Annotated in this window: 21 protein-coding genes; 1 reads left to right on the top strand and 20 read right to left on the bottom strand. The window is 68.2% G+C overall.

Translation table 11 applies throughout. The features are described from left to right. Window positions 1-1,148 (bottom strand): geranylgeranyl reductase family protein (locus tag VN779_RS22600; RefSeq protein ID WP_325726635.1); only part of this gene is annotated, 1,148 nt, incomplete at its 3' end. A gap of 171 nt (window positions 1,149-1,319) precedes the next feature. Beyond that, window positions 1,320-2,957 (bottom strand): N,N-dimethylformamidase beta subunit family domain-containing protein, encoded by a 1,638-nt coding sequence (locus VN779_RS22605; RefSeq protein WP_325726637.1) that lies wholly within the window; start codon window positions 2,955-2,957, stop codon window positions 1,320-1,322. Between the two features lie 42 nt (window positions 2,958-2,999). On the opposite strand from VN779_RS22605, the gene VN779_RS22610 reads away from it, so the two are divergent. Continuing rightward, window positions 3,000-3,689 (top strand): demethylmenaquinone methyltransferase, encoded by a 690-nt coding sequence (locus tag VN779_RS22610; protein WP_325726638.1) that lies wholly within the window; start codon window positions 3,000-3,002, stop codon window positions 3,687-3,689. Between the two features lie 29 nt (window positions 3,690-3,718). Here VN779_RS22610 and VN779_RS22615 read toward each other — a convergent pair whose 3' ends face one another. From VN779_RS22615 to VN779_RS22700, 18 genes are all read right to left on the bottom strand, one after another. Further along, a complete protein-coding gene (locus VN779_RS22615; protein ID WP_325726640.1) occupies window positions 3,719-4,999 on the bottom strand; it encodes an amidohydrolase family protein in 1,281 nt (426 codons plus the stop codon). A 42-nt stretch (window positions 5,000-5,041) separates the two neighbouring features. Next, a complete protein-coding gene (locus tag VN779_RS22620) occupies window positions 5,042-6,613 on the bottom strand; it encodes a glycoside hydrolase domain-containing protein (protein WP_325726642.1) in 1,572 nt (523 codons plus the stop codon). Window positions 6,614-6,805: 192 nt separating this feature from the next. Beyond that, a complete protein-coding gene (locus VN779_RS22625; protein WP_325726644.1) occupies window positions 6,806-8,485 on the bottom strand; it encodes an alkaline phosphatase family protein in 1,680 nt (559 codons plus the stop codon). Between the two features lie 182 nt (window positions 8,486-8,667). Next, complete coding sequence (gene mqnC / locus VN779_RS22630; protein WP_325726646.1) at window positions 8,668-9,840, bottom strand: cyclic dehypoxanthinyl futalosine synthase; 1,173 nt, start codon at window positions 9,838-9,840, stop codon at window positions 8,668-8,670. A 37-nt stretch (window positions 9,841-9,877) separates the two neighbouring features. Beyond that, the gene (locus VN779_RS22635; RefSeq protein WP_414639739.1) at window positions 9,878-10,744 is read right to left on the bottom strand and encodes a menaquinone biosynthetic enzyme MqnA/MqnD family protein; all 867 of its coding nucleotides are present in this window, start codon (window positions 10,742-10,744) and stop codon (window positions 9,878-9,880) included. Window positions 10,745-10,794: 50 nt separating this feature from the next. After that, window positions 10,795-11,220, bottom strand: coding sequence for a DUF4229 domain-containing protein (locus VN779_RS22640; protein WP_325726650.1), 426 nt, complete (start codon window positions 11,218-11,220; stop codon window positions 10,795-10,797). A gap of 70 nt (window positions 11,221-11,290) precedes the next feature. Then, complete coding sequence (locus VN779_RS22645) at window positions 11,291-11,860, bottom strand: GNAT family N-acetyltransferase (RefSeq protein ID WP_325726652.1); 570 nt, start codon at window positions 11,858-11,860, stop codon at window positions 11,291-11,293. Window positions 11,861-11,959: 99 nt separating this feature from the next. Beyond that, a complete protein-coding gene (gene mqnE / locus VN779_RS22650; protein WP_325726654.1) occupies window positions 11,960-13,123 on the bottom strand; it encodes an aminofutalosine synthase MqnE in 1,164 nt (387 codons plus the stop codon). Between the two features lie 129 nt (window positions 13,124-13,252). Beyond that, the gene (locus VN779_RS22655) at window positions 13,253-13,714 is read right to left on the bottom strand and encodes an Lrp/AsnC family transcriptional regulator (RefSeq protein WP_325726656.1); all 462 of its coding nucleotides are present in this window, start codon (window positions 13,712-13,714) and stop codon (window positions 13,253-13,255) included. Between the two features lie 57 nt (window positions 13,715-13,771). Beyond that, window positions 13,772-14,467 (bottom strand): UbiX family flavin prenyltransferase, encoded by a 696-nt coding sequence (locus VN779_RS22660; protein WP_325726657.1) that lies wholly within the window; start codon window positions 14,465-14,467, stop codon window positions 13,772-13,774. Window positions 14,468-14,476: 9 nt separating this feature from the next. Further along, window positions 14,477-15,106: a hypothetical protein gene (locus VN779_RS22665; RefSeq protein WP_325726659.1), complete on the bottom strand. Its 630-nt coding sequence runs from the start codon at window positions 15,104-15,106 to the stop codon at window positions 14,477-14,479. A 117-nt stretch (window positions 15,107-15,223) separates the two neighbouring features. After that, complete coding sequence (gene mqnP, locus VN779_RS22670; RefSeq protein WP_325726661.1) at window positions 15,224-16,144, bottom strand: menaquinone biosynthesis prenyltransferase MqnP; 921 nt, start codon at window positions 16,142-16,144, stop codon at window positions 15,224-15,226. Continuing rightward, on the bottom strand, window positions 16,141-17,592 hold the full coding sequence (locus tag VN779_RS22675) for a menaquinone biosynthesis decarboxylase (RefSeq protein WP_325726663.1): 1,452 nt from the start codon (window positions 17,590-17,592) through the stop codon (window positions 16,141-16,143). The genes mqnP and VN779_RS22675 overlap by 4 nt, the downstream gene beginning before the upstream one ends. Before the next feature lie 42 nt (window positions 17,593-17,634). Next, the gene (locus tag VN779_RS22680; protein WP_325726665.1) at window positions 17,635-18,798 is read right to left on the bottom strand and encodes a dihydrofolate reductase family protein; all 1,164 of its coding nucleotides are present in this window, start codon (window positions 18,796-18,798) and stop codon (window positions 17,635-17,637) included. A gap of 17 nt (window positions 18,799-18,815) precedes the next feature. Beyond that, a complete protein-coding gene (locus tag VN779_RS22685; protein ID WP_325726667.1) occupies window positions 18,816-20,963 on the bottom strand; it encodes an LCP family protein in 2,148 nt (715 codons plus the stop codon). 151 nt (window positions 20,964-21,114) lie between these two features. Then, window positions 21,115-22,152: a c-type cytochrome biogenesis protein CcsB gene (gene ccsB / locus VN779_RS22690; RefSeq protein WP_325726669.1), complete on the bottom strand. Its 1,038-nt coding sequence runs from the start codon at window positions 22,150-22,152 to the stop codon at window positions 21,115-21,117. After that, window positions 22,149-23,936 (bottom strand): cytochrome c biogenesis protein ResB, encoded by a 1,788-nt coding sequence (gene resB / locus VN779_RS22695; protein ID WP_325726671.1) that lies wholly within the window; start codon window positions 23,934-23,936, stop codon window positions 22,149-22,151. The genes ccsB and resB overlap by 4 nt, the downstream gene beginning before the upstream one ends. 35 nt (window positions 23,937-23,971) lie before the next feature. Then, on the bottom strand, window positions 23,972-24,377 hold a 406-nt coding region (locus VN779_RS22700), incomplete at its 5' end, for a cytochrome c biogenesis CcdA family protein (protein WP_325726673.1).

Consider the following 24,377-nt stretch of genomic DNA (forward strand, 5'->3'; position numbering starts at 1 on the left):
TTGCCGATGAGGCTGACGAACAGTCGGCCAAGCGTGTAGTAGCCGCCGTAAGTCTGATTCAGGATCTTGGGATAGTCAGACAAGGCCAGTTCCTTGTCATACACCGTACGGCGCGAGTGCGCCTGCGCGATCACCTTCGCCGCGATCTCGCCGGACTCCATCGCGTACGCGATGCCCTCGCCGTTGAACGGGTTGACCATGCCGCCCGCGTCGCCGACAAGGAGCAGGCCGCGGGTGTAGTGCGGCTTGCGGTTGAAGCCCATCGGCAGCGCCGCGCCGCGGATCGGGCCGGTGCGGTTCTCCTCGGTCAGCTCCCACTCGGCCGGGGTGGAGGCCAGCCAGCGGCGCATCATGTCGCGATAGTCCACGCTGCCGAAGGCCGTGGAGGTGTTGAGGATGCCCAGGCCGATGTTCGACGTGCCGTCACCCATGCCGAAGATCCAGCCGTAGCCGGGTAGCAGCCGGTCGGGTTGCTGGGCGTCGCGCAGCTCCAGCCAGGATTCGAGCCAGTCGTCGTTGTGCCGCGGGTTGCGGTAGTACGCCCGGTACGCCACGCCCATCGGTCGGTCGTCCCGCTTGTGCAGGCCCATCGCGATGGACAGGCGGGTCGAGTTGCCGTCCGCCGCCACGACGAGCGGCGCGCGGAAGGTCAGCTCCCGCTTGTCCTGGCCGAGCTTCGCCGTGACGCCGACGATCCGGGAGGTGCGCTCGTCGCGGATCGGTCCGGTGACGTTGCACTGCTCCAGCAGCCGCGCGCCCGCCTTCTGCGCCTGGCGGGCGAGCAACTCGTCGAAGTCGGAGCGCGGGCGCACCAGTCCGTAGTTCGGGTGCGAGGCCAGCTCCGGCCATTCCAGCTCGAGCTGCCGTCCGCCGCCGATGATGCGCAGACCCTTGTTGTGCAGCCAGCCGGCCTCCGGCGAGGTGTCGATACCCATCCGGATCAGCTGGGTGACCGCGCGCGGAGTCAGGCCGTCGCCGCAGATCTTCTCCCGCGGGAACTCGGTCTTTTCCAGCAGCAACACGTCCAGCCCCGCCTGCGCGAGGTGGTACGCCGCGGCGGACCCGGCCGGCCCGGCGCCCACGATGATCGCGTCGGCCGTGTTTTCGGTGGCGGCGCGATTCTGCGCGGCGGCGTATTCAGTCGGCACGGCAGCAGTCTAGACAGACGGCTGTACGGAGGTCGGGGGCGGTCGCCTGGTGATCGACGCAAGTGTCTCGCTGGACTGGACACCGGCGGGGCGATTGTCCGGCTGAGCGAGACAAGCGGCGCGGGCAGTTGTCCAGTTGAGCGGGACAGGCACGGCAACCCGCGCCGCCGCCTAGTCGATGCCGAGCCCGCCGGAGTGCGGGACGCCGTCAGCCGCCGTGTTGTCGTTGGCAGGATGCGCCTTACCCACCGGCCCCTGCCCGAAGGCCGTGAGGAGGTTCAGCGTCGCGGTGCGCACGAAGGCCCGGTCTGCCGCGTTGAGGTGGGAAGAGCACTGACTGCCGAGCGCGCACTCCCAGCGCATCGTTCCCGCGTCGAAGACGCCCGCGCCGGAGGACGTCGTGTAATACGCCGACTCCTGGTAGCTGGCGTGGCCGTCACAGGTCAGCGCCGAGTGACTAAGCACTTCGATGGGGTGCGGCGTGGTGGCGATGTCGACTACCCGGTCGTATTCGGGGCCGACCAGTCCCGGGAACTTCTCCCCCTTCGTCGCTCCGGTACCGGCGAAGATCCAGTTAGTCGGGTCGTAGACGACGTACGGCGCATCGACCGGATTGCACTGGTAGTACGCGCCGGTCAGCGTGTTCTCGGGACGCGGATCCGGTTCGTCGCGCCAGTCCTGCGTGGTTTGCGTCTTGTCAGTGGCGTACATCGGGTCCGAGGCGGCGTCCTTGTAACAGATGATCAGGCGATCGGCACCGAGCTGGGTCGAGCCCCAGCGGATGTGCCGGAAGATCGCGTTCGCGCCGAGGAAGGCGAGGTTCGCGCCGGCGTCGCGGGCCGCGGTGAGGGTCTGCCGCATGGTCGCCGAGTAGTACTCGTCGTGCCCGTCCGAGACGATCCCTGCGGCGTGGGTGAACTGCGCCGGTTCGGTTTCCAGCTCCACGTCGGTCTCGTAGGCGACCGGCAGATTGTGCTGCTCGGCGAAGGACACGAGGGCCTGGTCGAAGGGGAAGAAGAGTCCGTCGGCCGCCTCCTCGTCGGGATCCAGGTAGGGCCGGTCGAACGAAACGGCGCGCGCCCGGTCGCTCGGGCCACCGCTGGGGCCGTGGTAGAGCGAGTAACCACCCCACGCGTTGTACGCCTGCCAGGTCGTAACGCCAGCGACCAGGATGATTTTTCCGGTGGTGTCTGTGGATCGCACGGTGATGGGCACGTACCGCTGCCCTGTGCCGTTGGACGCGACGAGTTTGATCAGGTAGTCACCCGGCGGCCAGGACTGCGTGGGCACAGTCATCGACGGCGACCAGTTGCACTCAACCGTGTGCGTGCCCGGCGCGATGGTTTGCGCGGTCTGGTGTTTCCCGGGCGTACTCGGGGACTGCCATACCTCACGTCCGTTCGCGCCCCCGTAGTAACCGATGCGGTACGCGGTCGCGGTGAAGCTGGGCGCGGTCGTGGAAACGAATAGCTTGAAGGATTGACCGGGAGTGACGGACGCCTGATCGGTGTAACCCTGAATGGCGTTCTGCGGCCCGATCGCGGAGGCGGGAATCGACCAGGCGTTCGTGCCCGGCTTGGCATTCTCGGCGGCGGTATCGCTCAGGCCCGGCGAGGGAGAGGCGGCAGCCGATGCGGTGCCCGCGGGCGTGTCACCTGCGGCAGGGTGCGCGCTGGAGCCGCTACACGCGGACAGCCCCGCGCTCCCCAGCCCGACACCTACCGCGAGCGCCAGCGCCGCGAGCGGCCAGGTCCTGCGGAGCCGGGATCGCCGGTCCGGAACGCCGGGAGACCGATGGGTGAGAGACACCGCCTGCGTCCTACTTTCTTTCGAAGGTGCCAGGATAGGTCCATGAGCAGAGCCTCCCTGGATAAGGAACCGCACGAAGTCGCCGCGATGTTCGACGGCGTGGCGGCCCGGTACGACCTGACGAACGACGTGTTGTCGATGGGTCAGACGCGCGCATGGCGGCGAGCGGTGGCAACGGCGGTCGACGCGCGTCCCGGCGAGCGGATCCTGGACCTGGCGGCCGGGACCGGCACCTCCTCGGTGCCGTTCCAGCAGGCCGGGGCGTCCGTGGTGGCCTGCGACTTCTCGCTCGGGATGCTGGGCGTGGGCCGGTCGCGCAACCCTGAGCTGGACTTCGCCGCCGGGGATGCGCTGCGGCTGCCGTTTCGCGACGGCGCCTTTGACGCGGTGACCATCTCCTTCGGGCTGCGCAATGTCGCGGACACCACCGCCGCGCTGCGCGAGCTGCGACGGGTCACCAAGCCCGGCGGCCGACTCGTGGTGTGCGAGTTCTCACATCCGACGAACGGCCCGTTCCGCACGGTCTACATCGAGTACCTGATGCGGGCGCTGCCGACCATCGCGCAGCGTGTCGCGTCCAACCCTGAGGCGTACGTCTACCTCGCGGACTCGATTCGGGCATGGCCGGACCAGAAGGGTCTCGCGACCCTTATCCGGGCGTCCGGCTGGTCACGGGTCGCGTGGCGAAACCTAACCGGCGGCATCGTTGCCCTGCACCGGGGATACGCGTAAGCGGCCGTTGCCGCGGCCGCGGCAACGGATTAGGCGCGGTGCACGATCGTTCCGCCGAGGACGGTAGCGACGCAGCGGTGCGTCTTCGCAGCGGCCGCGTCGAGCAGCACGGAGTAGACCTCGGTCAGGTCGGCCGCGGTGAGGGCGTCGAGGGCGGGCACTTCGAAGACAGCGAGGTCTGCTCGGGCGCCCTCCTCGAGCCGGCCGACGTCGGTCAGACCCATCGCCGCCGCGCCGCCGAGCGTCGCCGCTTCCACGATCCGGCGGTCCAGGTCTGGCTCCGAGTAGCCCTGAACAAGCGCGAGATCGCGCAGGGTGGCGGCCTCTTCCAGCAGGTCAAGGCTGGGGCTTGAAGCCAGCGAGTCGGTACCGATCGCGAACGGCGAGCCTTCGCTCAGGTAGTCGGCGACCGGCGGTTCGCCAGCTTGCAGGATGCGGTTCGACCGCACGCAGAGCGCTGCGTAAACCCCACGGGCACGCAACACCTCCCGGTCCCCCGCGTCGCAATGAACGCAGTGCGCCGCATGTACATCGGCTCCGAGCGCGCCGATCTTGTCGAGGAACCCGACAGGACTCAGTCCACTGCCGCCGTCCCGGATCAGCTCCATCGCCTTGCCGAAGCGGACCATGTCGGCGGCGAACGGGCCGTCGCCGGTGGCCACGTACTGCGTCTCGGCCGGAGACTCGGCTACATGCGTGTGCGTGCGCAGGCCGCGTTCGCGGGCGATCGCGAGGCAGTCCACGAAGACGGACGTCGAGATCGTGTACGGCGTATGCGGGGAAAGGCCCAAGGCGCGACCAGCCGGGGCGCTCTCAAGCGCGGCGAGCATGCGCGCGCGGCCGGAGTCAGACCAGCTCTGGGCGTCCTCGAAGACTGCTTCGAGGTAGGAGATCCCGGCGATGGCGGCGCGCGCGGTCGGGGCGAGGACGGCGGGCTCGGTGACGATGTCGGCGACGGCGGTGGTGCCGCTGCGGAACATCAGGTGCAGGCCGCGGCGCGCGGACTCCTGCCACATCGGATCGGTGAAGGTGGCCCGCTTGGCGACCATGTGACCGAGCCAGACTGGGAACGGTTCGCCGAGCGCGTTGAGTTCCTCGAAGTCGGTGTACTGAAGATGCGCGTGCGCGTTGACCAAGCCGGGGGTGAGCACGCCGGACCACGCGCGCTCACGCGCCCCGGGATGCTCGGCAACCAGCTGCTCGCGGGGACCGACGGCCGCGATCCGGTCGCCGTCCACCAGCACCGCGCCGTCCCCGATCGGCTCGGAGACGGCGGGAAGGACAATGGGCGCACTGTGCAGGGTCAGCATGCGCTGAGCCTATTGGATGCCCAAATGACCGGGCCTGAGTTGTCAGGACTTGGCCGCTGCGGTGGGAGTGAAAGGGGCGCTCAGCGGTGGAATCGGGGTGAATGAGGTTGCTGGGCCGCCGGAACTCACTGGTGCAGAGCCGGGTAGTGGGCTGGCTGGCGGCGCACTAGTCGGTTTCGGCGACGCAGAAGCGCTTGGTGGTACGGACGCATTCAGGGAGGTAGACGGGCTCGGGCTCGCGGAAGGCGAGGGCGTACCCGGAGGGACCGCGAGATTGATGGACAAGTAATCGTCGTCGATATTCATCTTTACGCCGCCGAATGAGGCATCGACGCCGCCAAGGTACTGGTGCGCCCGCGCCAACTGCCAGGTGCCCGGCGGGGTGGATCCGAGGTCCGCGTCGGCGACGCCGTTCCACCGCGCGATGTCGACGGCGTCCGGTTCGACGATCTTTCCTCGATGCGAGACAAGGTCGGCGATACCGGTGCTGGCGCTGCTGTAGATCGCCGAGCGGTAGCCCTTCGCGTGGAGCTCGGACGTCCACGCTGACTCGAAGGCGAGCGCCGCGGCGCTCTGCGGCGTCGAATTGTCGTAGGACTCCATGTCGTAATAGAGCAGCGCGCCGGCACCGATGCCGAGATTGCGCGCCTCGATCACGGCGTCGTCAGCGCTCTGCTTGCCCAGGACCGCCGGTGCGGTGCCGGTGAGTGAGTCCCACGCGGCCTGCCACCCGACGTAGAGCGGCATGAAGTGCCAGCCGGACTGCGCCCGCGCGCTGATCCAGCCGGAGGTGAGGTTCGACTGCGCGCAGGCCCGCTCGGAGCCGCCGATGTAAATGCCGACCGTGTTGTACGGCGAAGCGCCCCACGCCTGCATCTGGCCCGCGCTCGGCGCGGTGCATGTGTCGAAGCCGAGTCCGGTGACCTGACTCGTGCCTCGGACGATCTCCACTGGCGCCGAATCGTGCAGCGGAGCCGCTGCGTTCGGCTGCGCGGTGGAGGCGGATTGCGTGAGCGCAGCGCTATTCGGGAGTGCGGTGGACTGCGGGGGTGTGGCGGGCTGCGGGAGCCCGGCGGCGGTGATGGCGTTTACGACGGTTGAGCGGTCGTCCTCGCTGTAGCTGGCGGTGATGCTCAGGCCAGGCGCGGTGACGTCGATCTCGCCGGCGATACGGCGGTCGAGTGCGACGGCGATGGCGGTGCTCTCGCGAGTGAGCTGAGGCTCGATCAGCAGCGCGCCGGTGTGCCGTCCGACGCCGCGCGCCGGGCAGTCCTCGTCGGCGGCGGGGTGACCGAGATAGACCGCGTGCATATCGAATCGCACGCAGGTCGTCGGGTGCGCGGCCAGGTCGATGACCTGCCAGGAGTAAGGGACCGGGAAACTGCGCCCGAGATAACTGACGGTCTTTTCATGCAGCGACTGTCCATGCGCCACCGCATTGGCCGCGTTGCTGATGGGTGCCAAGCGGGCCGGATCGGTGCGTGGGGTCGCGGCACAGAGCGCGGCGGCCAGAAGTCCGATCAGCAGCGCCGCCGCCCCGGCGCTCCTCCCGACCGTGCCGCTTTTAACCGTGCTGCTCTTGGTGTCGCTTCTCTTAAAACTGCGCCTGGTCAAGAGCCGAGCGAGCCGCGATAACCCATCCCTGAACTGCACGGATGCCCCCATCGTCGCCGAATGGATCACTTCGGACGGTAACAGGGCATGGACGCGGAAAGTCCGCCGCGCCCGAGGTGTCGAGCGCGGCGGACCGGATTGGCGTAATAGATCAGATAATCGGATCTAGTTCTGCGGTGAACTGACCCGCCGTCAGATCCGCGGCAGGTCGGTCACCCCGTCCTGGCGCACCGTCTGCAGCTTCCACTGGTCGAGGCCGAGCAGTTCCAGGATGGTCGGCGCGATCTGCGTGGTAAGCACCGGGGCCGAGTCGAAGTGCCAGCCGTCGGCGTCGACGCCCGCGCCGCAGACCACGATCGGGACGTCCCGGTCCGCCGGGTTCGCGCCGCCGTGCTCGGCGATCTTCTTCTTGCCGCCGGTGTACACCGTGCCGAGCTTCGCGACGCCGACCAGGTCCGGCACCCGCGGGTCGCTGTGCGCCACGCCGAAGTACTGCGCCGCGCCCTGACCCGCGTACACGGCCTTCAGACCCGCGGTGGTGAACGCTTTCGGATTGCCGTTGATGTCGTTGCCGGTGCCGGAGAGCTTCAGCAGGAAGTTCTTCGCGAAGTCCGCGGCGGCCGGCGAGCGGTCACTCAGCCACCAGAGCATCACGTCGTCATCGACGGTGAAGGCGACCAGCGGGGCCTTCGCGGACGGGTGCAGCTTGGCCCAAGCGGCGTTGACCGCGTCCACGATCGGGCCGTCGTCGATCCGGGTCAGGTCGGACGGCTTGGTCGGGGACTGTCCGTGCTTGGCGGACAGGATGACCGTGGTGCTCTTGTCCAAATGCTGCTTCTTCAGCTCGGTCAGGAACCGGCCGAGCTGCGCGTCGACCCAGTCGAGGGAGGAGGAGAGCAGCGGGCCGGGAGTGACTCCGTCAGCCAGGTAACCACCGGTCAGACCATCCGACTTCGGCAACTTCTGGCCGGTGGAGACGGTCTGGAAGTTCATGCCGAAGATCGCTGGGACGCCGGCCTTCTGGGCACGCGAGTGGTCGTAACCGTCGATCTCGTTGAGCACAGCTTGGACCTTGTAACCGTCGTAGATACGCGTCGCGGCGTTGTCCGTGGTCCAGTCGCTGCCGGCCGGGAAGCCCGCGATCGAGGAGTCGGAGTTGATCTCCGGGGTGAACAGGTCGTCGATCGAGTCGCCCGACTTGCCTTCGAGGATCGAGTACGCGGGGTGCTTGTCAGACCACGCAGTACGCAGCCCGGCCTGCTTGGCCACGTCGAACACCGTGTTCACGCGCAGGTACTGGCTCGGGTAGACCGGCTTGCAGGTCGCCGGGTCCACCGGCAGGTTCTTCGGGTCGAGCACGGAGGCCGGGTCGCCGGTCATCTTCAGGATCGAGCCGGGCAGGCCGGCCAAGCCCTCGCCGCCGTCGAGCGCGTTGAGGTTCTTGTCGGCGGCCTCGGTCCACGACACCTCCGCACCGGGCGTCGCGCCCTTGCAGTTCGTGGTGCCCGCGGGCAGCAGCGCGTGGTTGTACGTGTCGTCGTAGTAGACGCCGCTCTGGCCCGCGGTCGCGCCGGTGAACTGCGCGATCATACCGGGGAACGAGTCGGACGGGTTGGTGGTCTGCGCGTTCGTGTAGTCGATGCCGCCGTCGACCAGCTTCGCCATGGCCGAGTGCGGATGCTGCTTGATGTACCAGGCGAGGTCCGCCTGGTGCAGCCCATCGACGGAGATGACGAGGACGTGCCGCGAGTCGGCGGAATGGGTGTGGGCCGAGGCGGCGCCGGGTGCCAGGACGGCGCCGGAAACCAGGACAGCGGCACTGGCCAGACCGGCGACGCGCACGGTGCGCGTACGTCCGAATGCGCGAGGCATCGAGAGAACTCCCAAGGTCAGGCCGACCCGATGTCAGCCTCCGTAGGAGATTGTTAGTCCGCGCCCTCGGCGACTTGGCCGCCGCGTCGTGAACGGCGCGCGAACTCCGGGCGACCAGCCAGGGGCGTTCGGCCTGACGTGCCGTCACCTGGCTCTGGCGCCCGCAATCGCGGCGCTGCTGGTCAGCCGACTTCTACGAGCGGCAACGCTGTGGACGCGATGTGTGACCGCACCTGGTCGTCCACCGGGTCGTTCGCCGGGTCGGTGTGCACAACCAGGTGGTTGTAGAGGGTGTCGCGCTGCGCGGGGATCCGTCCGGCGGTCCGGATGAGGTGAATCAGCTCCATGCGGTTGGAGCGGTGCCGCGCACCGGCCGAGGAGACGACGTTCTCCTCAAGCATCACCGAACCGAGGTCGTCCGCGCCATAGTGCAGGGTCAGCTGGCCGGCCTCCTTGCCGACGGTCAGCCAGGAACCCTGGATGTGCGCGACATTGTGCAGGAACAGCCGGGCGATCGCGATCATCCGGATGTACTCGATCGTGGTGGCCTGGGTGCGGCCCTTCAGGTGGTTGTTCTCCGGCTGGTAGGTGTACGGGATGAAGGCGCGGAAGCCGCCGGTGCGGTCCTGCACTTCGCGGATCATGGCGATGTGCCGGATCCGTTCGGCGTTGGTCTCGCCGGTGCCCATGAGCATGGTGGAGGTGGATTCCAGGCCGAGGCGGTGCGCGGTCTCCATGATCTCGAGCCAGCGCTCGCCGGACTCCTTGAGCGGGGCGATGACGGTGCGCGGTCGCTCGGGCAGCAGTTCGGCGCCGGCGCCGGCGAAGGAATCGAGTCCGGCTGACTTCAGCCGGGTGATCGCTTCCTCGATGGTGACGGACGACACCTTGGCCATGTGCTGGACCTCGGAGGCGCCGAGGGAGTGGATGACCAGCTGCGGGTACTCGGCCTTGATCGCGCGGAATGCGGTTTCGTAGTACTCGACGCCGTAGTCGGGGTGGTGGCCACCCTGGAACATGATCTGGGTGCCGCCGAGCGCGACGGTTTCGCCGCAGCGCCGCAGGATCTCGTCGAGGTCCCGGGACCAGCCCTTCTCGGACTTGGGCGGGGCGTAGAACGCGCAGAACTTGCACGCGGTAACGCAGACGTTGGTGTAGTTGATGTTCCGCTCGATGATGTACGTCGCGATATCGGCGGTGTCGGCGTAACGCTTGCGCCGGGCAGCGTCCGCGGCGCGGCCGAGCGCGTGCAGCGGGGCGTGCCGGTAGAGCTCCAGGGCCTCCTCCTCGGAGATGCGCCCGCCTTCGGCGGCGCGATCGAGGGCGTCCTGAAGCTGGGTGCCGAGCGAAACCATCTGTTACCGACCTTCCCGATTCAATCCTGCGTCCAGCTTACGCGGCCGCCGTTTCGGAAGCGTCAGGGAGCAGCTCGATGCAGACCTCGGGGTCGGCGCCGATCTGCCCGGCGACGCGTCGGGCGAACTCGCGCACCCCGCCGAGCTGCCGCGGCCCGAAGGAGAAGTCGAGGGTGGTGAAGTACCGCTCCAGCGTCGCGGTGTCGAAGGACTCCCAGCGCGCGGCCTGTGCGGCGACCTTGTCCACCTCGGCCATCGCCAGGTCGCGGGAGTGCAGGAACGCCTGGTGCACTTCGCGGGTCAGGGCCGGCTGCCGGGCCAGGAAGTCGCGGCGCACGGCCCAGACGGCGAACACCATCGGCAGGCCGGTCCAGTCCTTCCAGGCCTCACCGAGGTCGAGCACGCGCAGGCCAAGCCGCGGCGCCTCGTGCAGTGAGGCGCGCAATGCCGCGTCGCCGATCAGCACTCCGGCAGAGGCCTCTTGCATCATTAGCGCGAGGTCGGGCGGGCAGCCGTAGTACTCGGGCTGGACCCCGTACCGTTCGCGCAGGATGAGCTGGGCGAGCTGGACGGTGGTGCGGGAGGTCGAGCCGAGCGCGACGCGGGCGCGGTCGAGGTCGGCGAGAGGCAGCTGCGAGACCAGGTTGCAGGACATCACCGGGCCATCCGAGCCGACCGCCACGTCCGGCAGCACGACCAGGTCCTGCGCGTTGCGCAGGTACTCGACCAGGGAGATCGGCCCGATGTCGAGGGAGCCGGCCACCAGCTGCTCGGAGAGCTTCTCCGGGGTGTCCTTGACCAGGTCCAGGTCGAGCAGGGCGCCTGAGCGGACCAGGCCCCAATAGATGGGCAGGCAGTTGAGGAACTGGATGTGTCCGACTCGAGGTTTGTCCACGGATAGCACACTACGCCGCGACTTGATCGCCGCTTGGGGCGGGCGGGCGCTGTGCTCTCCTACTCTTCGTCGTCCTCGAAGGAGGCCGCGTCGTCGAACTTCCGGCTGAGCCGCTGCGTGCGCGAGACGATCCCGGCTGACATGGCGTCACGTTGCTTGGACAGCACGATGACCGAGGCCGCGCTCGAGAGCAGCAGGGCGACGGCGAGCAGGGTGAGCTTTGACAGCTGCGAACTCAGGTCCATGTTGAAGATGAGGGCGATCGCCCACACGACCACGAGCGCGACCAGGAACAGCGCCAGCCGAAGCGTGGTGTAGCGCAGCACGGCGTGCCGGGTCTCGAGCACCGGCGCGGTCGCCTGCTGCTCGGCGGACTGGCCGGCTTGCGGCGGCACGTCCACCGCGCCATTCGCGGCGGCCGCGCTCTTCGCAGAGTTCGTCGCCTTCGCTTTCGTCTTCTGCTTCGTGCCGGCTTGCTCGGTCATGGCTGTGGGTTCCTTCGTGGGGGGACCATTTCACGGTACCTCACCTGTACTGCGGGCTTGGCTGCGGCCTTCATTCGGTCAACGAAAGCGCCATCAAGACCTGGTCCCGGTAATCGTCCGCGCTTAGCCGCAGCGCTCCCGGCAGCCGCCCGTACTCGACGTACCCGCACTTCTTGTAGAACACGTCATTGCCGGTCCCGCCCCGGCAGTCCAGCGTCAGCATCTCCAGCCCGATCCGCCGCGCGGTCTGCTCTATCTCGGCCATGAGCAGCGCCCCGTAGCCGCGGCCCTGGAAGTCCGGGTGCACCATGACCCGCTTCACCTTGCGCCAGTGCTCGGTCAGCCGGAACTGCCCGTCCGAGATCGTGGCGAGCGCCGCCACTCGCGGTTGGGCGCTGTCCGGGTCTGCGCTGTCCAGGTCGGCGCTGTCCGGGTCAGTCGCCCAGCCGACAATCAGCCGATCACGCCCGTCGGCCACCGCCGCGAACAGCTTTTCCGCCACCGGCAGCACATCGTCCATCGTGACCGGCGGCACAAAGCCCACCGCGCCGCCAGCGTTGGACACGTCGGTCCAGCAGGCCACGATCTGCGCCCGCAGCGTCTCGGTCAGCTCAGGGTCGACCGCGAATTCCAGCGTCATGAATCAAGTATGCATGAACTTGCCGCATGTCGCATGCAATTTCAAGATTCCTTGTTCCGCGCCCGCCAGCGGGCGCGCGGCACCGACCGATCCGACCGCCTAGGCGAACGTCATCGTCTGCGGCTGCTCGCGCCGGTCCGGATCCGGTCCGTCGAACTCCTGCACCACCTCGTAGCGCGTGTTGCGCTCGACCGGCGTGAACCCGGCGTCGCGGATCAGGTCCAGCAGATCGTCGCGGGTCATCTTGTCCGGGGTACCGAAGCGGTCCGCGTCGTGCGTGATCTTGTACTCGACGACCGAGCCGTCGAGGTCGTCCACGCCGTAGTTGAGCGCCAGCTGAGCGGTCGTCAGACCGTGCATGACCCAGAAGCACTTGATGTGGTCGAAGTTGTCCAGCAGCAGCCGGGAGACCGCGAAGGTGCGCAGTGCCTCGGCTCCGGTCGCCATCGGCTGCGTCATCAGCCGGTTGCGCTGCTTGCCGTCCTTCGAGTCGTGGAAGTCATGCTGGAAGCGCAGCGGGATGAACACCGCGAAGCCACCGGTCTCGTCCTGCAACGCGCGCAGCCGCAGCGCGTGATCCACCCGGTGCCGCGGCTCCTCGATGTGCCCATAGAGCATCGTCGACGGCGTACGCAGCCCCTTGCTGTGTGCCAGCCGGTGGATGCGGGACCAATCCTCCCAGTGCGTCGCGTGGTCCACGATCTTCGAGCGGATTTCCCAGTCGAAGATCTCCGCGCCGCCTCCGGTCAGCGACTCGAGCCCGGCGTCCATCAGTTCGTCCAGAATCGCGTCCGCGGTCAGCCCGGAGATCTTCTCGAACCAGTGGATCTCGGTGGCGGTGAACGCCTTGATCGAGACGCCGGGCAGGACCGCCTTCAGCTCCCTGATCGACTTGGGGTAGTAACGCCACGGCAGCGTCGGGTGCAGCCCGTTGACGATGTGCAGTTCGGTGATGCCGTCCGGCTCCATCGCCTTCGCCAGCCGCACTGCCTCCTCGATGCGCATCGTGTACGCGTCCTTCTCGCCCGGCTTGCGCTGGAACGAGCAGTACGCGCAGGAGGCAGAGCACACGTTCGTCATGTTCAGGTGCCGGTTGACGTTGAAGAAAACCCGGTCGCCGTTCTTCACGGTGCGCACGTGGTGCGCCAGCTCGCCGAGCCAGGCCAGGTCGTCTGCCGCGTACAGCGCGACGCCGTCGTCGTAGGTGAGCCGCTGCCCGGTCAGCACCTTCTCTTCGAGCTCGCGCTTGAGTCCGGCGTCCATCGGTTGCGGCCCTCCAGAAAGTGGCATTCGGGGTTCGACTCACGAGCCTACGCCACGCTTCGCGGACCACGGCGTACGGCCTGATCCGCCAAGACCCCGCACGCCAGAGGCCGTCCGGATCATCCCGGATCAGGTCTGCGGGTCGTCCTCCAGCGGGAGTTGCCGGCCCTCCCACTTGGTGGACAGCGCGACGGTGGTCCGGGTACGCGCGACCCCACGAATGCGGTTGAGCTTGCCGATGATCTTCTCCAGGCCGAGCGGATCGCCCGCGCGCACCTTGACCAGGTACGACTCCTCCCCGGCGACGAACCAGCAGTCTTCGATCTCGGGCACGTCGCGCAGCCGGCGCCCGACGTCATCCAGGTCGGCGGCGTCCGAAAGCAGCACGCCGATCAGTGCGGTAACACCGAGGCCGACCGCACTCGGGTCGATCATGGCGCGGTACCCAGTGATGACCCCGGCCTGCTCCAGCCGGTTAATGCGGTCGGTCACGGTCGGGCCGGACAGGCCGACGAGCCGAGCGAGTTCGGCATACGTGGCCCTTCCGTTCGCGCGCAACGCCTCGATGAGCGTGCGGTCGACGGCATCCACGTGTGCGATCCCCTCTTTAAAGCTTCGACCTGCGTTGCAACAGGCTACTGCGCCGGGTCATTCGGGCCGTGGCAACTGGCGGGCAGCGCCTAGCTCGCCCTCCCACCGCCGCAGTAGCGAATGCTCGACGCCGAGCACGTCCAGTGCTTTGCCGGCCACGAAATCGACGAGACGTTGCACGTCCTGCGCTCCCGCGTAGAAGCCCGGCGAGGCGGGGAGCACCACGACGCCGGCGCGGCTGAGCGCGAGCAGGTGCTCAAGGGTCTCCGAATTCAGCGGCGTCTCCCGCACGACCACAACCAGTGGCCTGCGTTCCTTCAACGTCACGTCAGCGGCACGCTGCAGGAGGTCCTTTGACAGGCCCAGTCGAATACCAGCGACCGCAGCCGTGGACGCAGGGACCACGAGCATGCCCTTTGCCGGATAGCTGCCCGAGGACGGACCAGCGGCAAGGTCACCAGCGGACCAGTAACGCACCGAGTCCAGTTTCCGACCGTTGCCCGACGCCGATGCGTTACCCGCGTTCGCCGCGTCGTTGAGCGCCAGCCATGCAGCGAGGTCATCGCGCCAAAAGGCATCCCGGAACGAGATGCCGGTCTCGTCGAGGATGGTCAGCCGAGCTGCCCGACTGACCACCAGGTCGACGCTTTCCCCTGCATCGAGCAGTCCGCGCAGGGCCGCAGCGGCGTAGGGCGTGCCTGAAGCGCCGGAGACGCCGACGATCCACGGCCTGCGCGGTTCCTGCTCGATCATGCGCTCAGCTTAAGACGACAGGTAGCTGACCGCGTCCTGGCTGTAGCCGGCCTGAGTCAGCGTCAAAATGCGGGCTGAGACCCGCGCGAAGCGGATCGCGAAGTAGACCAGCGCGACGCCGAGCACCGCGCGGATGCCGAAGTAAATCGTGAGGGAGTGATCGTGGCTGATCATGGCGTGAATGGTGTCCTGCGTGCCGGTGCCGCGCAGGAAGACCGAAAGCACGAGAGAGGCGATCCACACGATGCGGAAGATCCGGTATCCGGATTCCTTGAGCAGCCGCTGATACTGCCCGGTCGGGCCCCAGGTCGCGCGCACCCGGCGCAGCCAGATGGACAGCACGACGATGGTCGAGAGGAAGGCGAGGACCGCTATCCAGGAAACAGTGTTCACCGTGCTCGCGGCGGAGTCGATCCGGTTGAGCAGATCCGAGTCGGCCTCGGCATCGCCGGTCAACTGATTGAGCAGAGACACTCGATGCAACAGAACGAAAATCTCGGCCAAGCACAGCACCACGTATACGCCGCCGAGAACCGCCATCGCGATGAGCAGGCCGCGGTTCGGCTTGAGCGGCCGTGGCGGGGCGGCCGGAATGCCGGCGTCGTTTGCGGGCGCGAGGAATGGGCTTTCGTTGGTCATGATCCCCCCGAGGGATGAGCGTGATTACCCGATGAATCAGGATGCGACAGTCTCGCGTTCGGGGGTGGGCGTGTCAATCTGAATCGTCCGCACCCGGAAACCTTCGATCCGCCGCGCTCAGGCCCGCAATCCGCGGGTCACCAAATCCAGTAGCGCGAAGCAGAACAGCGCGATACCAACGAAGCCGTTGACCGTGAAAAACGCGCGGTTGAGGCGGGAAAGATCGTCCGGGTGCAGCAATGAGTGCTCGTAAATGAACGCCCCAGCGACGACCGCGACGCCCAGCCACCAGAACACACCGCCCCCGGCGAGCACACCGAACCAGATGAACAGACCGGTGGTCACCGCATGTGCGCACCGCGCCCCGATCAGTGCGGTACGAATACCCCAGCGCGCCGGGACCGAGCCGAGCCCCTGTTCGCGGTCGGTCTCCACATCCTGAAGCGCGAAGATCAGGTCGAAGCCGCCGATCCAGATGCCGACCGCAAGACCGAGCACCACCGCGGTCCATGACCACCGGCCCGTTACGCCGATCCACGCGCCGATCGGGCCGATCGCCTGAGCCAGAGCCAGCAGCGCGTGCGGGATGTTCGTGAAGCGCTTGCCGTACGGGTAGATGACCAGCGGGATCACGGCGAGCGGAGCGAGGGCGAGCGTCAGCGTGTTGAGCGCGGCCGCCGCACCGAGGAACAGGCCGAGGGCGAGAACCGCACCGATCCAGGCCGTGCGGACGCTGAGCCGCCCGGTGACCAGTTCGCGCTTGGCGGTGCGCGGGTTACGCGCGTCGAACTCGCGGTCGATGATCCGGTTGGCCGCCATCGCGAAGGTACGCGCGCCGACCATGGCGAGGGTGATCAGCAACAGTTGAAGCCAGTGCACGGTGCGCGAGGCGCGGAACATCGCGCTGAGCGCCGCGGTGAACGCGAACGGCAACGCGAACACCGAGTGTTCCAGCAGCACCAGGCTCTTGAACGCCTTGAACTTCTCGCTGACGCCGCGCGCCGGGGCGACGCTCTCGACCGGCACCGCTGTGCTCACAGGCCGTATTCCTTCCACCGGCGGTCCACCAGCGCCGCGGTGGCCGGTTCCGACGTGATCATCTCGGGCCAGCCGCCGTTGCGGGTGTAGCCCTCCTGCGGCAGCTTACGGGTCGCATCGATGCCGAGCTTGCCGCCCCAGAACTGCTGATACGAGGCGTGATCGAGGTGGTCGACGGGGCCTTCGGTGAGCAGCAGGTCGCGGGCGTAGTCCACATTCCCGAACGCGCGCCAGGAGACCTCGGCGTAGTCGTGAACGTCACAGTCCGCGTCGACGACCACGATCAGCTTGGTCAGCGACATCAGGTGCGCGCCCCAGATCGCGTTCATCACCTTCTGCGCGTGCTTCGGGTAGCGCTTGTCGATGGCGATGATCGCGCAGTTGTGGAAGCCGCCGGTCTCAGGCAGGTCGTAGTCCACGATGTCCGGGACGATCATCTTGAGCAGCGGCAGGAAAAAACGCTCGGTGGCCTTGCCGAGCGGGCCGTCCTCGGTCGGCGGGCGGCCGACCACGATCGACTGGAGCAGCGCGTTCTTGCGCATGGTCACCGCGGTGACGGTCAGCGCCGGAAAGGGTTCGACCGGCGTGTAGAAGCCGGTGTGGTCGCCGAACGGGCCCTCGGGGCGGGTCACGCCGGGTTCGAGCCAGCCTTCGAGCACGACCTCGCAGTGCGCCGGGACCTGGAGTGGCACGGTCTTGCAGTCCACCAGCTCGACGCGCTCGCGCTGTACGAATCCGGCGAACAAGTACTCGTCGATGTCCGCGGGCAGCGGCGCAGTCGCGGCGTACGTAACCACCGGAGGGCAGCCGAACGCGATAGCCACCGGCAGCCGCTCGCCGAGACGTTGCGCGACCGCGTAGTGATTGGTCGAGTCCTTGTGGATCTGCCAATGCATGCCGATGGTGCGTGAATCGTGCCGCTGCAGGCGGTACAGACCCAGGTTGCGCTGGCCGGTCTCCGGGTGCTTGGTGTGCGTGAGGCCGAGGTTGAAGAACGAGCCTCCGTCCTGCGGCCAGGTGTGCAAGGCGGGCAGCGCATTGAGATCGACCTGATCATCCGTCAGTACGATCTGCTGGCACGGCGCGCCCTTGACATGCTTCGGCGGCACCGAGCGCAGCTGCGCGACCTTGCCGAGCGCGTCCTTGAAGCCGGAAAGGCCGTGCGGCAACTCGGGCTTCAGCAGCTCACCGATCCGCTCCCCGATCTCGTCCAGGCTCTTGATGCCAAGGGCGAGGCACAGCCGGCGCTGCGTGCCGAAGACGTTCATCGCCAGCGGCAACTCGGAGCCCTTGACGTTCTCGAACAGCAGGGCGGGGCCGTGCGCCTTCTGCACCCGGTCGGTGATCTCGCCGACCTCGAGGTACGGGTCGACCTGGACCTTGATCCGGCGCAGCTCCCCCTCGCGCTCAAGCGTCCGCAGGAAGGAGCGCAGATCTTCATAGGCCATGGAGTCAAGTATCCATGGCGCTCAGCGTCGGTGACGCGACGGTCAGCTGAGCAGATGCGCGTTGATCGCGCGCACCTGTTCGCCCAGCTCAGCTAGCTCGATGACCTCGACTCCCGCGGCGCGCAGCCGGTCGGCTCCATCGCAGAGCGCGAGCAGCGCCGGCTCGCGCAACGCGAGCACGACGCGCGGGATGCCGGCGGCGAGGATGTGGTCGGTGCAGCTGAGTGGTCGGGAGGAGCGCGGTGAGCAGGGTTCGAGCGACGTGTACAGGCAGGCGGATTTGAGCCGCGGATCGGCGGGGTCGAGCTTGGCGAGCGCGACCTCCTCGGCGTGGTTCTTGTTCGGGTCGCCGAGGCCGTGCAGCGGTTCGCGCGAGTAACCGGTGGAGATCACGGCGCCGTTTACGTCGGTGACGACCGCGCCGACCGAGAACGCGCCCATGACTGGCGGGCAGGAGCGGGAAAGTTCGACGGCGACGCGCAACAGCCGCGCGTCTGAGGCTGCGTCAGGACCGGGGCGGTTGATCAGGTAACGGCTGAACTGCACGTCGCCGATAACGCGGCTCTCGGCCAGGATCATCCGGCGGTGCGGCGACTGCGGATAGCCGCCAGGCCCGAAGGCCCGCGGCGCTTTCAAGTCGCCGAGGAGGAAAGGCGCGACGGAGAGCTGGAGTTCGTCGGCCAGGTCCTCAGCCAGGAATCGGGTCAGCACCGAGGCGCCGCCTTCGACCATCAGCCGCCGCACCCCGCGCCGGGCCAGGTCGTCCAGCAAGTCGCCGAAATCAAGCGAACGGCCGCCTGCGGTGCCTCTCTCGTCGCTGGAGTTCGTGCCGCTGTGACCGCTGTACACGGCGGTCTCGGCGCCCGGCGCAGTGAACACGGCCGCGTCGCGATCGAGCTTGCCCGACCCGGAAACGACGACGCGCAGCGGACTGGCCGGTTCTCCGTCCGCGACGCGGGCCGCGCGCCGCTCCGGCGACCGCACCAGCAACCGCGGATTGTCCGCGCGCACGGTCCCGGCGCCGACCAGGATCGCGTCCACCGAGGCCCGCAGCGCGTCCACCCGGTCGAAGTCCGCGTCGTTCGAGAGCAGCAGCCGTTGCGCCGTCGTGTCGTCAAGGTAGCCGTCGAGCGAGGTCGTGCAGCTAAGGATCACCCAGGGCCGGGCGATGGCCGCTTCCCGCGCCGTCGATCTCGACTCCGTCACGCCTCCATTGTGGCGGGCTACTTGACGACGTTGAACGGGTTCACCGGGATGCAGGTGTTGCCGCTGTCGCTGGCGTTGGAGAGCGAGGAGACCGCCGGGGCGCTGGCCGCCGTGGTCGGTGCGGCGCCGCCGGTCGCCGCCGCCCCGCCGAAGGTGGTGCCGGAAGTCCAGTCGCTGCCCAGGACCACGGTCACCTCCGAGTACGCGTTCGACTCCTTCAGCGCGGAGCTCGGCAGGCCGAGCGCCTTCTGCACGGCCGCCGCGGAGTCGCTCTTGGTCGACGGGTAGTAGATCTTCGTGGCCGTGGCCGCGGTCGCGTTACCGCCGACGGTCGCCTGCGAGAAACCGCCGTTGACCAGCGCGTCCTTGATCGTGGTCGCCCGCCCGGAGACCCCGCTGCCGTTGAGCACCTGGACCCGGACCGCCGCGTCGTTGACCTGCACGCCCGACGAGGTCGCCGGGGTCTGGGTGCTCGGCGCGGCACTCGCTCCGGCCGACGCGCTGGAGCTGGCGCCCGAGTACGGCACGTCGTTCAGGATGTTGTGGAACATCTCCGTGGCGTAGGGCTGCGCGACCACGACGTGCGCCTGATTCAGCGGGTCGATGTTCCACGGCATGGTGACGAACGAGATCCGGTTGGTCGGGACCCGGTTCATGGTGGTCGCCAGGCCCTCGAGGCCGCTGACGCCGCTCAAGCCGTCGTCGACGGTGAGCGCCTTGGTCGCCGCGTCGGCCACCTTGTACAGCGTGCCGAAGTCGGAGAGGTTCATGGTGGCGCGCACTTCCTTGATCATCTGCGAGAGGAAGTAGTGCTGCGCCTTTTCCCGGCCGAGGTCCGAGCCGTCGTAGAAGCCATGGCGGGTACGCACGAAAGCAAGGGCACTGGCGCCTTGCACCATGTTGACGCCCTTGTTCAGCCGCAGCCCGGAGTTCGAGTCGTACATCTTCGACGACACGCACACCTGCACGCCGCCGAGCGCGTTGGACAGCGTCTCGACGCCGACGAAGTCGACCATCACGAAGTGGTCGATGGTCAGACCGGTGAGGTTGTGCACCGCGAGCACCGTGCAGGACGGCCCCCACTGCAGCGAACTGTTGATCGTCGAGACGAAGCCGCCGCCGCTGGTGTGGTTGGCGGTGTCGGTGCAGTGCGGGATGTTGACCATCGTGTCGCGCGGGATGGACATGACCGTCGCGTTCGAGCGGTCCGCGGAGAGGTGCACGACCATCTCCACGTCCGCGTTCGCGCCGGGCCCGCAGTCGTGGCCGATCGCGCAGTCGGCCGGGTTGTTTCGCGAGTCCGAGCCGATGACCAGCAGGTTCAGTGGCGAGCGGCCGTACTTGTCGACCGGTTCCGGCGACTGCGTCGTGCCGTTCTGCAGCAGCGCGGTGTGCTTGATGTTGCCGGTCAGGTGAAAGATCACGTAGGCGCCGGTGGCCAGTATCAGCACCAACAGCGTGGAGACACCGATCGCGGTCCACTTGATGGCTGTGCGCTTGCGGGACGGCGGGCGCTTGCCGCCGCCTCGGCCCGCAGCCGCTGCGGCGCGCCTGGCCCGGCCGGAGGGGTCGAGCTCGTCGAGGTCGACATCCTTGTTGACGTTGCCGTCGACGATCCCGGCAGACGCGGAAGCCGTAGCCGTACGGGCTCCGCGCGAGCGAGGGGTCCAAGCGTCGTCGTCTTGCGGCCCGCGGCGGCCCTGCCCTTGGCCTGGAGGCACCGCGTCGGCCGGTGACCACGCGCCGTTGCTGCTGGGGCGATTCGCCCTACCGGCGCCATTCGCCGCGTACTGATCGCGTCGCGGGTAGGCGTCCACGGGCGTCGCCCGCTCTGCGCCGCGGCCGTCGGAGCCCGGAGTCCACTCTCCTCGCCCCTGCTGCGGCGCACCGTTGCCGTAGCCGCTGTACCCGTCGCGGTCCTGCGAATACGGATCCGCGGACCACGGCTGTTGGGGCTGGCGCTGCGTCGGCTGCGGTACGCGATACGGGTCCCGGGGCTGCTGACCGCCACGGTCCGTGCGGTGACGCGAACCATCGCCGCGTGCGGGACGACCGGATGACTGACCCTGTGCGTAGGGGTCGTTGCCGGCTTCGTCCCGGCGCCTCCCCTCTCCGCCGCGGTCGTCGGACCCGTAAGCCGGGTACCAGCCGCGATCGTCGCTCATCAGGTCAGGTCCTTCCGCGTGTAGGGCTCGGCACGGCCGGTCCACCCGGCACGCTAACCCTGTTGCCGCTTTTCAGGACGCTGCCCGTACCTCGGCCGGTTGCCAGCCAAGGCATTGCGGATCTTGATAAGGCGGCCTATGGCCGGTCTACCTAGAGTCCGGCGTAACTGTGGTGACCGGTGAGCAGCGTATTAACCCCGAAGTAATTGAACATGACGCAAAGGAAAGCGAGCAACGCGATCCACGCCGCGGCCCGGCCCTTCCAGCCGTGCGTGGCCCGCGCGTGCAGATACGCGGCGTAGATCACCCACACGATGAAGGACCACGTTTCCTTGGGGTCCCAGCCCCAGTAGCGGCCCCAGGCCTTCTCGGCCCAGATCGCGCCGGCGATGACCGCGAAGGTCCACAGCGGGAAGATGAACGCGATCACCCGGTACGCCGTGCGGTCGAGCATTCCGGAAGAGGGCACCCGCTCGAGCACGCCGTGCAGCCGCGGTAGCTTTCCCTCCTCGGCGGCGGCCTTGAGCATGTACAGCATCGTCGCCACAGTCGCGACGCCGAACGCTCCGGTGGACAGGACCGCGGCGGTGACGTGGATGTACAGCCAGTAGGAGTGCAGCGCCGGGACCAGTTCCTCGGCGTCGGTGTAGAGCACCGTGTAGGCCAGGCCGAGGGTCAGCAGCACGATGAAGGTGACCGGCAGGCCGAGCCAGCGCACCTTGCGCCCGGTGGTCAGCAGCACCACGTAGGCGAAGGCCATGGCGAGCGCGGCGGCGCACGAGAACTCGTACATGTTCGCCCACGGCACCCGGTGCACCGCCAAGCCCCGGCTGACCACCCCGGCGGCGTGCAAACCGAAGCCGATGAATGTGGCCAGCACGGCGAAGCGCCCGCCGATCTCGGCGCGCACCGAGTCGCCGGCGATAGTCGGCTCCGCTTCCTCCTGCGCCGTCCGGGTGAGCACCGAGACGCCGGACGAGCCGACCGAAACGGTCGTGTGCTCGCCCGCCGCTGCCGAGGCCCCGGCGACCGCCGCGTCCGAACGGCCGACCGCGCCGGCTTTCGCGCCGATCCGGGAGCGGGAGCCGAACGCCCACTCGGCGCAGTACGCGAAGAACGCGAACGCATAGGCGACCAGCGCCAACGCGATGAACAGATTGCTGTAGTGCGCGAGGTTTTCGTTGATCACGCGGACGCTCCAGTGCGCGGGGTTGACTTGCGCTGCTGCTTGTCGTTCTCGGCTGGACCAGGCTCCGCCGGATCACGCTCTTCGGGAACACGCTCTTCGGGAGCACTGCCCGACGGCGCCACGGTCAGCTGCGCGGCCAGCGTCTCCGCCGCCTCGGTGACCTCCGTGGTCGGCGTCGCGCCCTCGGTGCGGGCCAGGCCGGCGACCTCGATCAGCCGGGTTCCGTCACCCTGCTCGCTCACCCGCACCCAGATGCGGCGGCGGCGGATGCCGAGCGATCCGACCAGGCCGAGCACCGCGAAGGCCGCGGAGCCGAGCGCGATGGGCTGGCCGGGGTCGTAGGCGATGTTGAACTGCGCCCACTGCTTGACCCCGTCGAAGGTGATCGAGCCGAGGCCGCTCGGCAGGGTCGCGCTCTGCCCGACCGACAGCATCAGCGCGTTGCCGCCGGCCGGGTTCGTCTTGTCCTTTACCTGCAAGCGGGTCATATGGCTGGTGTCGAGCGTGTACACACTCTGCGACTCTCCCGCGTCCATGCTCAGGTCTCCGGCGTACGCGGCCAGGATCAGTACCGGGTTCTGCGCTGCGGGGAACACCGAGGCGGGCATCGAACCGGGGACGGTCACGGCCGTGGGCAGCAGATAGCCCTGGAAACCAAGGCCCTTCGGCTTGGCGTCCGGGACCTTGATCGAGCCGCTGGAAGTGAAGTTCGCGTCGATGCCGAGGAAGGTGACCGGTCCGTCATACACGACCTGACCCGTGCCGTCCTTGACCGTGACGACCGGGGCGTAGCCGTGGCCTTCTAGGAAGACATTGGTGCCGTTGACCGTGATCGGGTCGTTGACCCGCACGTCCACCTTCTTGGGCTTGCTCGTCGGCGTCGCGTAGTAAGTGGTGTAGGCGTCGAAGGTGCGCGGCTGGCCCATCTGGTCGCCGCTGTCCTGGTAGCTGGCGGTGAACTTGTCCAGGTGGATGCAGAACGGCGGCAGATCTTCCGGGCCGACCAGCTGACCCATCGTCAGGTTGTCATAGCCGGCCACGGTGTCGCAGAACTGGTTGCCTTCGGTCACCAGGCGAGCGCCCTTGAAGCCGAAGAAATGGCCGATCGCGACGGCGACCAGGATGCCGAGCAGCGCGAGATGGAAGATCAGGTTGCCGGTCTCGCGCAGATAACCCTTCTCCGCGGAGACCCAGGTGCCGCCGGCGTCCGCACCGGTGACGGTACGGAACCGCCTGCCCTTCAGCCGCTTTTGGGCTGCCGCGAGCGCCTGCTCGGCCGGGGCCGCAGTGCGGAACGAGGCGTGCACCGGCAGCCGCTTGAGATTGCGGGGCGCGGCAGGCGGGCGGCCGCGCATCGCCCGGAAGTGCGCGAGCGAGCGGGGCAGGATGCAGCCGACCAGCGAGATGAACAGCAGGCAGTAGATCGCGCCGAACCACACCGACTCGAACACGTCGAACAGCTGGAGCTTGTCCAGGATCGGCGCCCAGGTCTTGTGCGCGAGGTAGAACTGCAGCACCTTGCTCGGGTCGATCTCGCGCTGCGGCAGCAGCGAGCCGGGAATAGCGGCGACCGAGAGCAGGAACAGCAGGGTCAGCGCGATCCGCATCGAGGTGAGCTGCCGCCACATCCAGCGCAGCAGCTCCCAGGTGCCGAGCCTGGGGACGGCGAGCGAGGATTCCGGGCGTGGGGCGGTGGACAGCCGGTCGCCGCCCTCAAAGTCGGCCGCCGACTCCGGACCGGGCGCCTCGGCCTGCTGGTCCGTGTCCGTCTGCTGCTCAGTCACACTCTCCGCCTCGGTGAATCTCGGTATGCCGGCCGTCACAGCGGCAGGTTGAAGCCTTGGACCCACCCTTGCATGTGGTGGATCAGGTCGTCCCACACCCCGCTGACCATGGCCGCGCCGACCACGACGAGCATCCCGCCGCCCACGCGGGTCACCGCCGCATAGTGCCGCTTAATCCAGCCGAACGCGGTCATCGCTCGGCGGAACGCGACCGCGGTCACGATGAACGGTAGTCCGAGCCCGATGCAGTAGACCGCTGCGAGGAACGCGCCGCGTCCGGCCGATGCCTGCGTCCAGGCGAGGGTCTGGACCGCGGCTAGCGTCGGGCCGAGACACGGGGTCCAGCCGATGCCGAACACCATGCCGAGCAGCGGCGCGCCGACCAACCCGGCGGCCGGTCGGTAGTGCAGCCGCGCGTCGCGCTGGAGCCAGGCCGACCAG

The sequence above is a fragment of the Actinocrinis sp. genome, from assembly GCF_035605935.1.
In the GTDB taxonomy this organism is placed as follows: domain Bacteria; phylum Actinomycetota; class Actinomycetes; order Streptomycetales; family Catenulisporaceae; genus Actinocrinis.

What these genes read in the sequence shown, in the direction of transcription:
- VN779_RS22645 (WP_325726652.1), bottom strand. Translation starts at nt 11,860, where the DNA reads ATGACGCTGGAATTCGCGGTCGACCCTGAGCTGACCGAGACGCTGCGG.
- mqnC (WP_325726646.1), bottom strand. Translation starts at nt 9,840, where the DNA reads ATGGTTTCGCTCGGCACCCAGCTTCAGGACGCCCTCGATCGCGCCGCC.
- VN779_RS22615 (WP_325726640.1), bottom strand. Translation starts at nt 4,999, where the DNA reads ATGCTGACCCTGCACAGTGCGCCCATTGTCCTTCCCGCCGTCTCCGAG.
- VN779_RS22665 (WP_325726659.1), bottom strand. Translation starts at nt 15,106, where the DNA reads ATGACCAACGAAAGCCCATTCCTCGCGCCCGCAAACGACGCCGGCATT.
- VN779_RS22625 (WP_325726644.1), bottom strand. Translation starts at nt 8,485, where the DNA reads ATGCCTCGCGCATTCGGACGTACGCGCACCGTGCGCGTCGCCGGTCTG.
- VN779_RS22660 (WP_325726657.1), bottom strand. Translation starts at nt 14,467, where the DNA reads ATGATCGAGCAGGAACCGCGCAGGCCGTGGATCGTCGGCGTCTCCGGC.
- VN779_RS22640 (WP_325726650.1), bottom strand. Translation starts at nt 11,220, where the DNA reads ATGACCGAGCAAGCCGGCACGAAGCAGAAGACGAAAGCGAAGGCGACG.
- mqnE (WP_325726654.1), bottom strand. Translation starts at nt 13,123, where the DNA reads ATGGACGCCGGACTCAAGCGCGAGCTCGAAGAGAAGGTGCTGACCGGG.
- VN779_RS22685 (WP_325726667.1), bottom strand. Translation starts at nt 20,963, where the DNA reads ATGAGCGACGATCGCGGCTGGTACCCGGCTTACGGGTCCGACGACCGC.
- VN779_RS22675 (WP_325726663.1), bottom strand. Translation starts at nt 17,592, where the DNA reads ATGGCCTATGAAGATCTGCGCTCCTTCCTGCGGACGCTTGAGCGCGAG.
- VN779_RS22610 (WP_325726638.1), top strand. Translation starts at nt 3,000, where the DNA reads ATGAGCAGAGCCTCCCTGGATAAGGAACCGCACGAAGTCGCCGCGATG.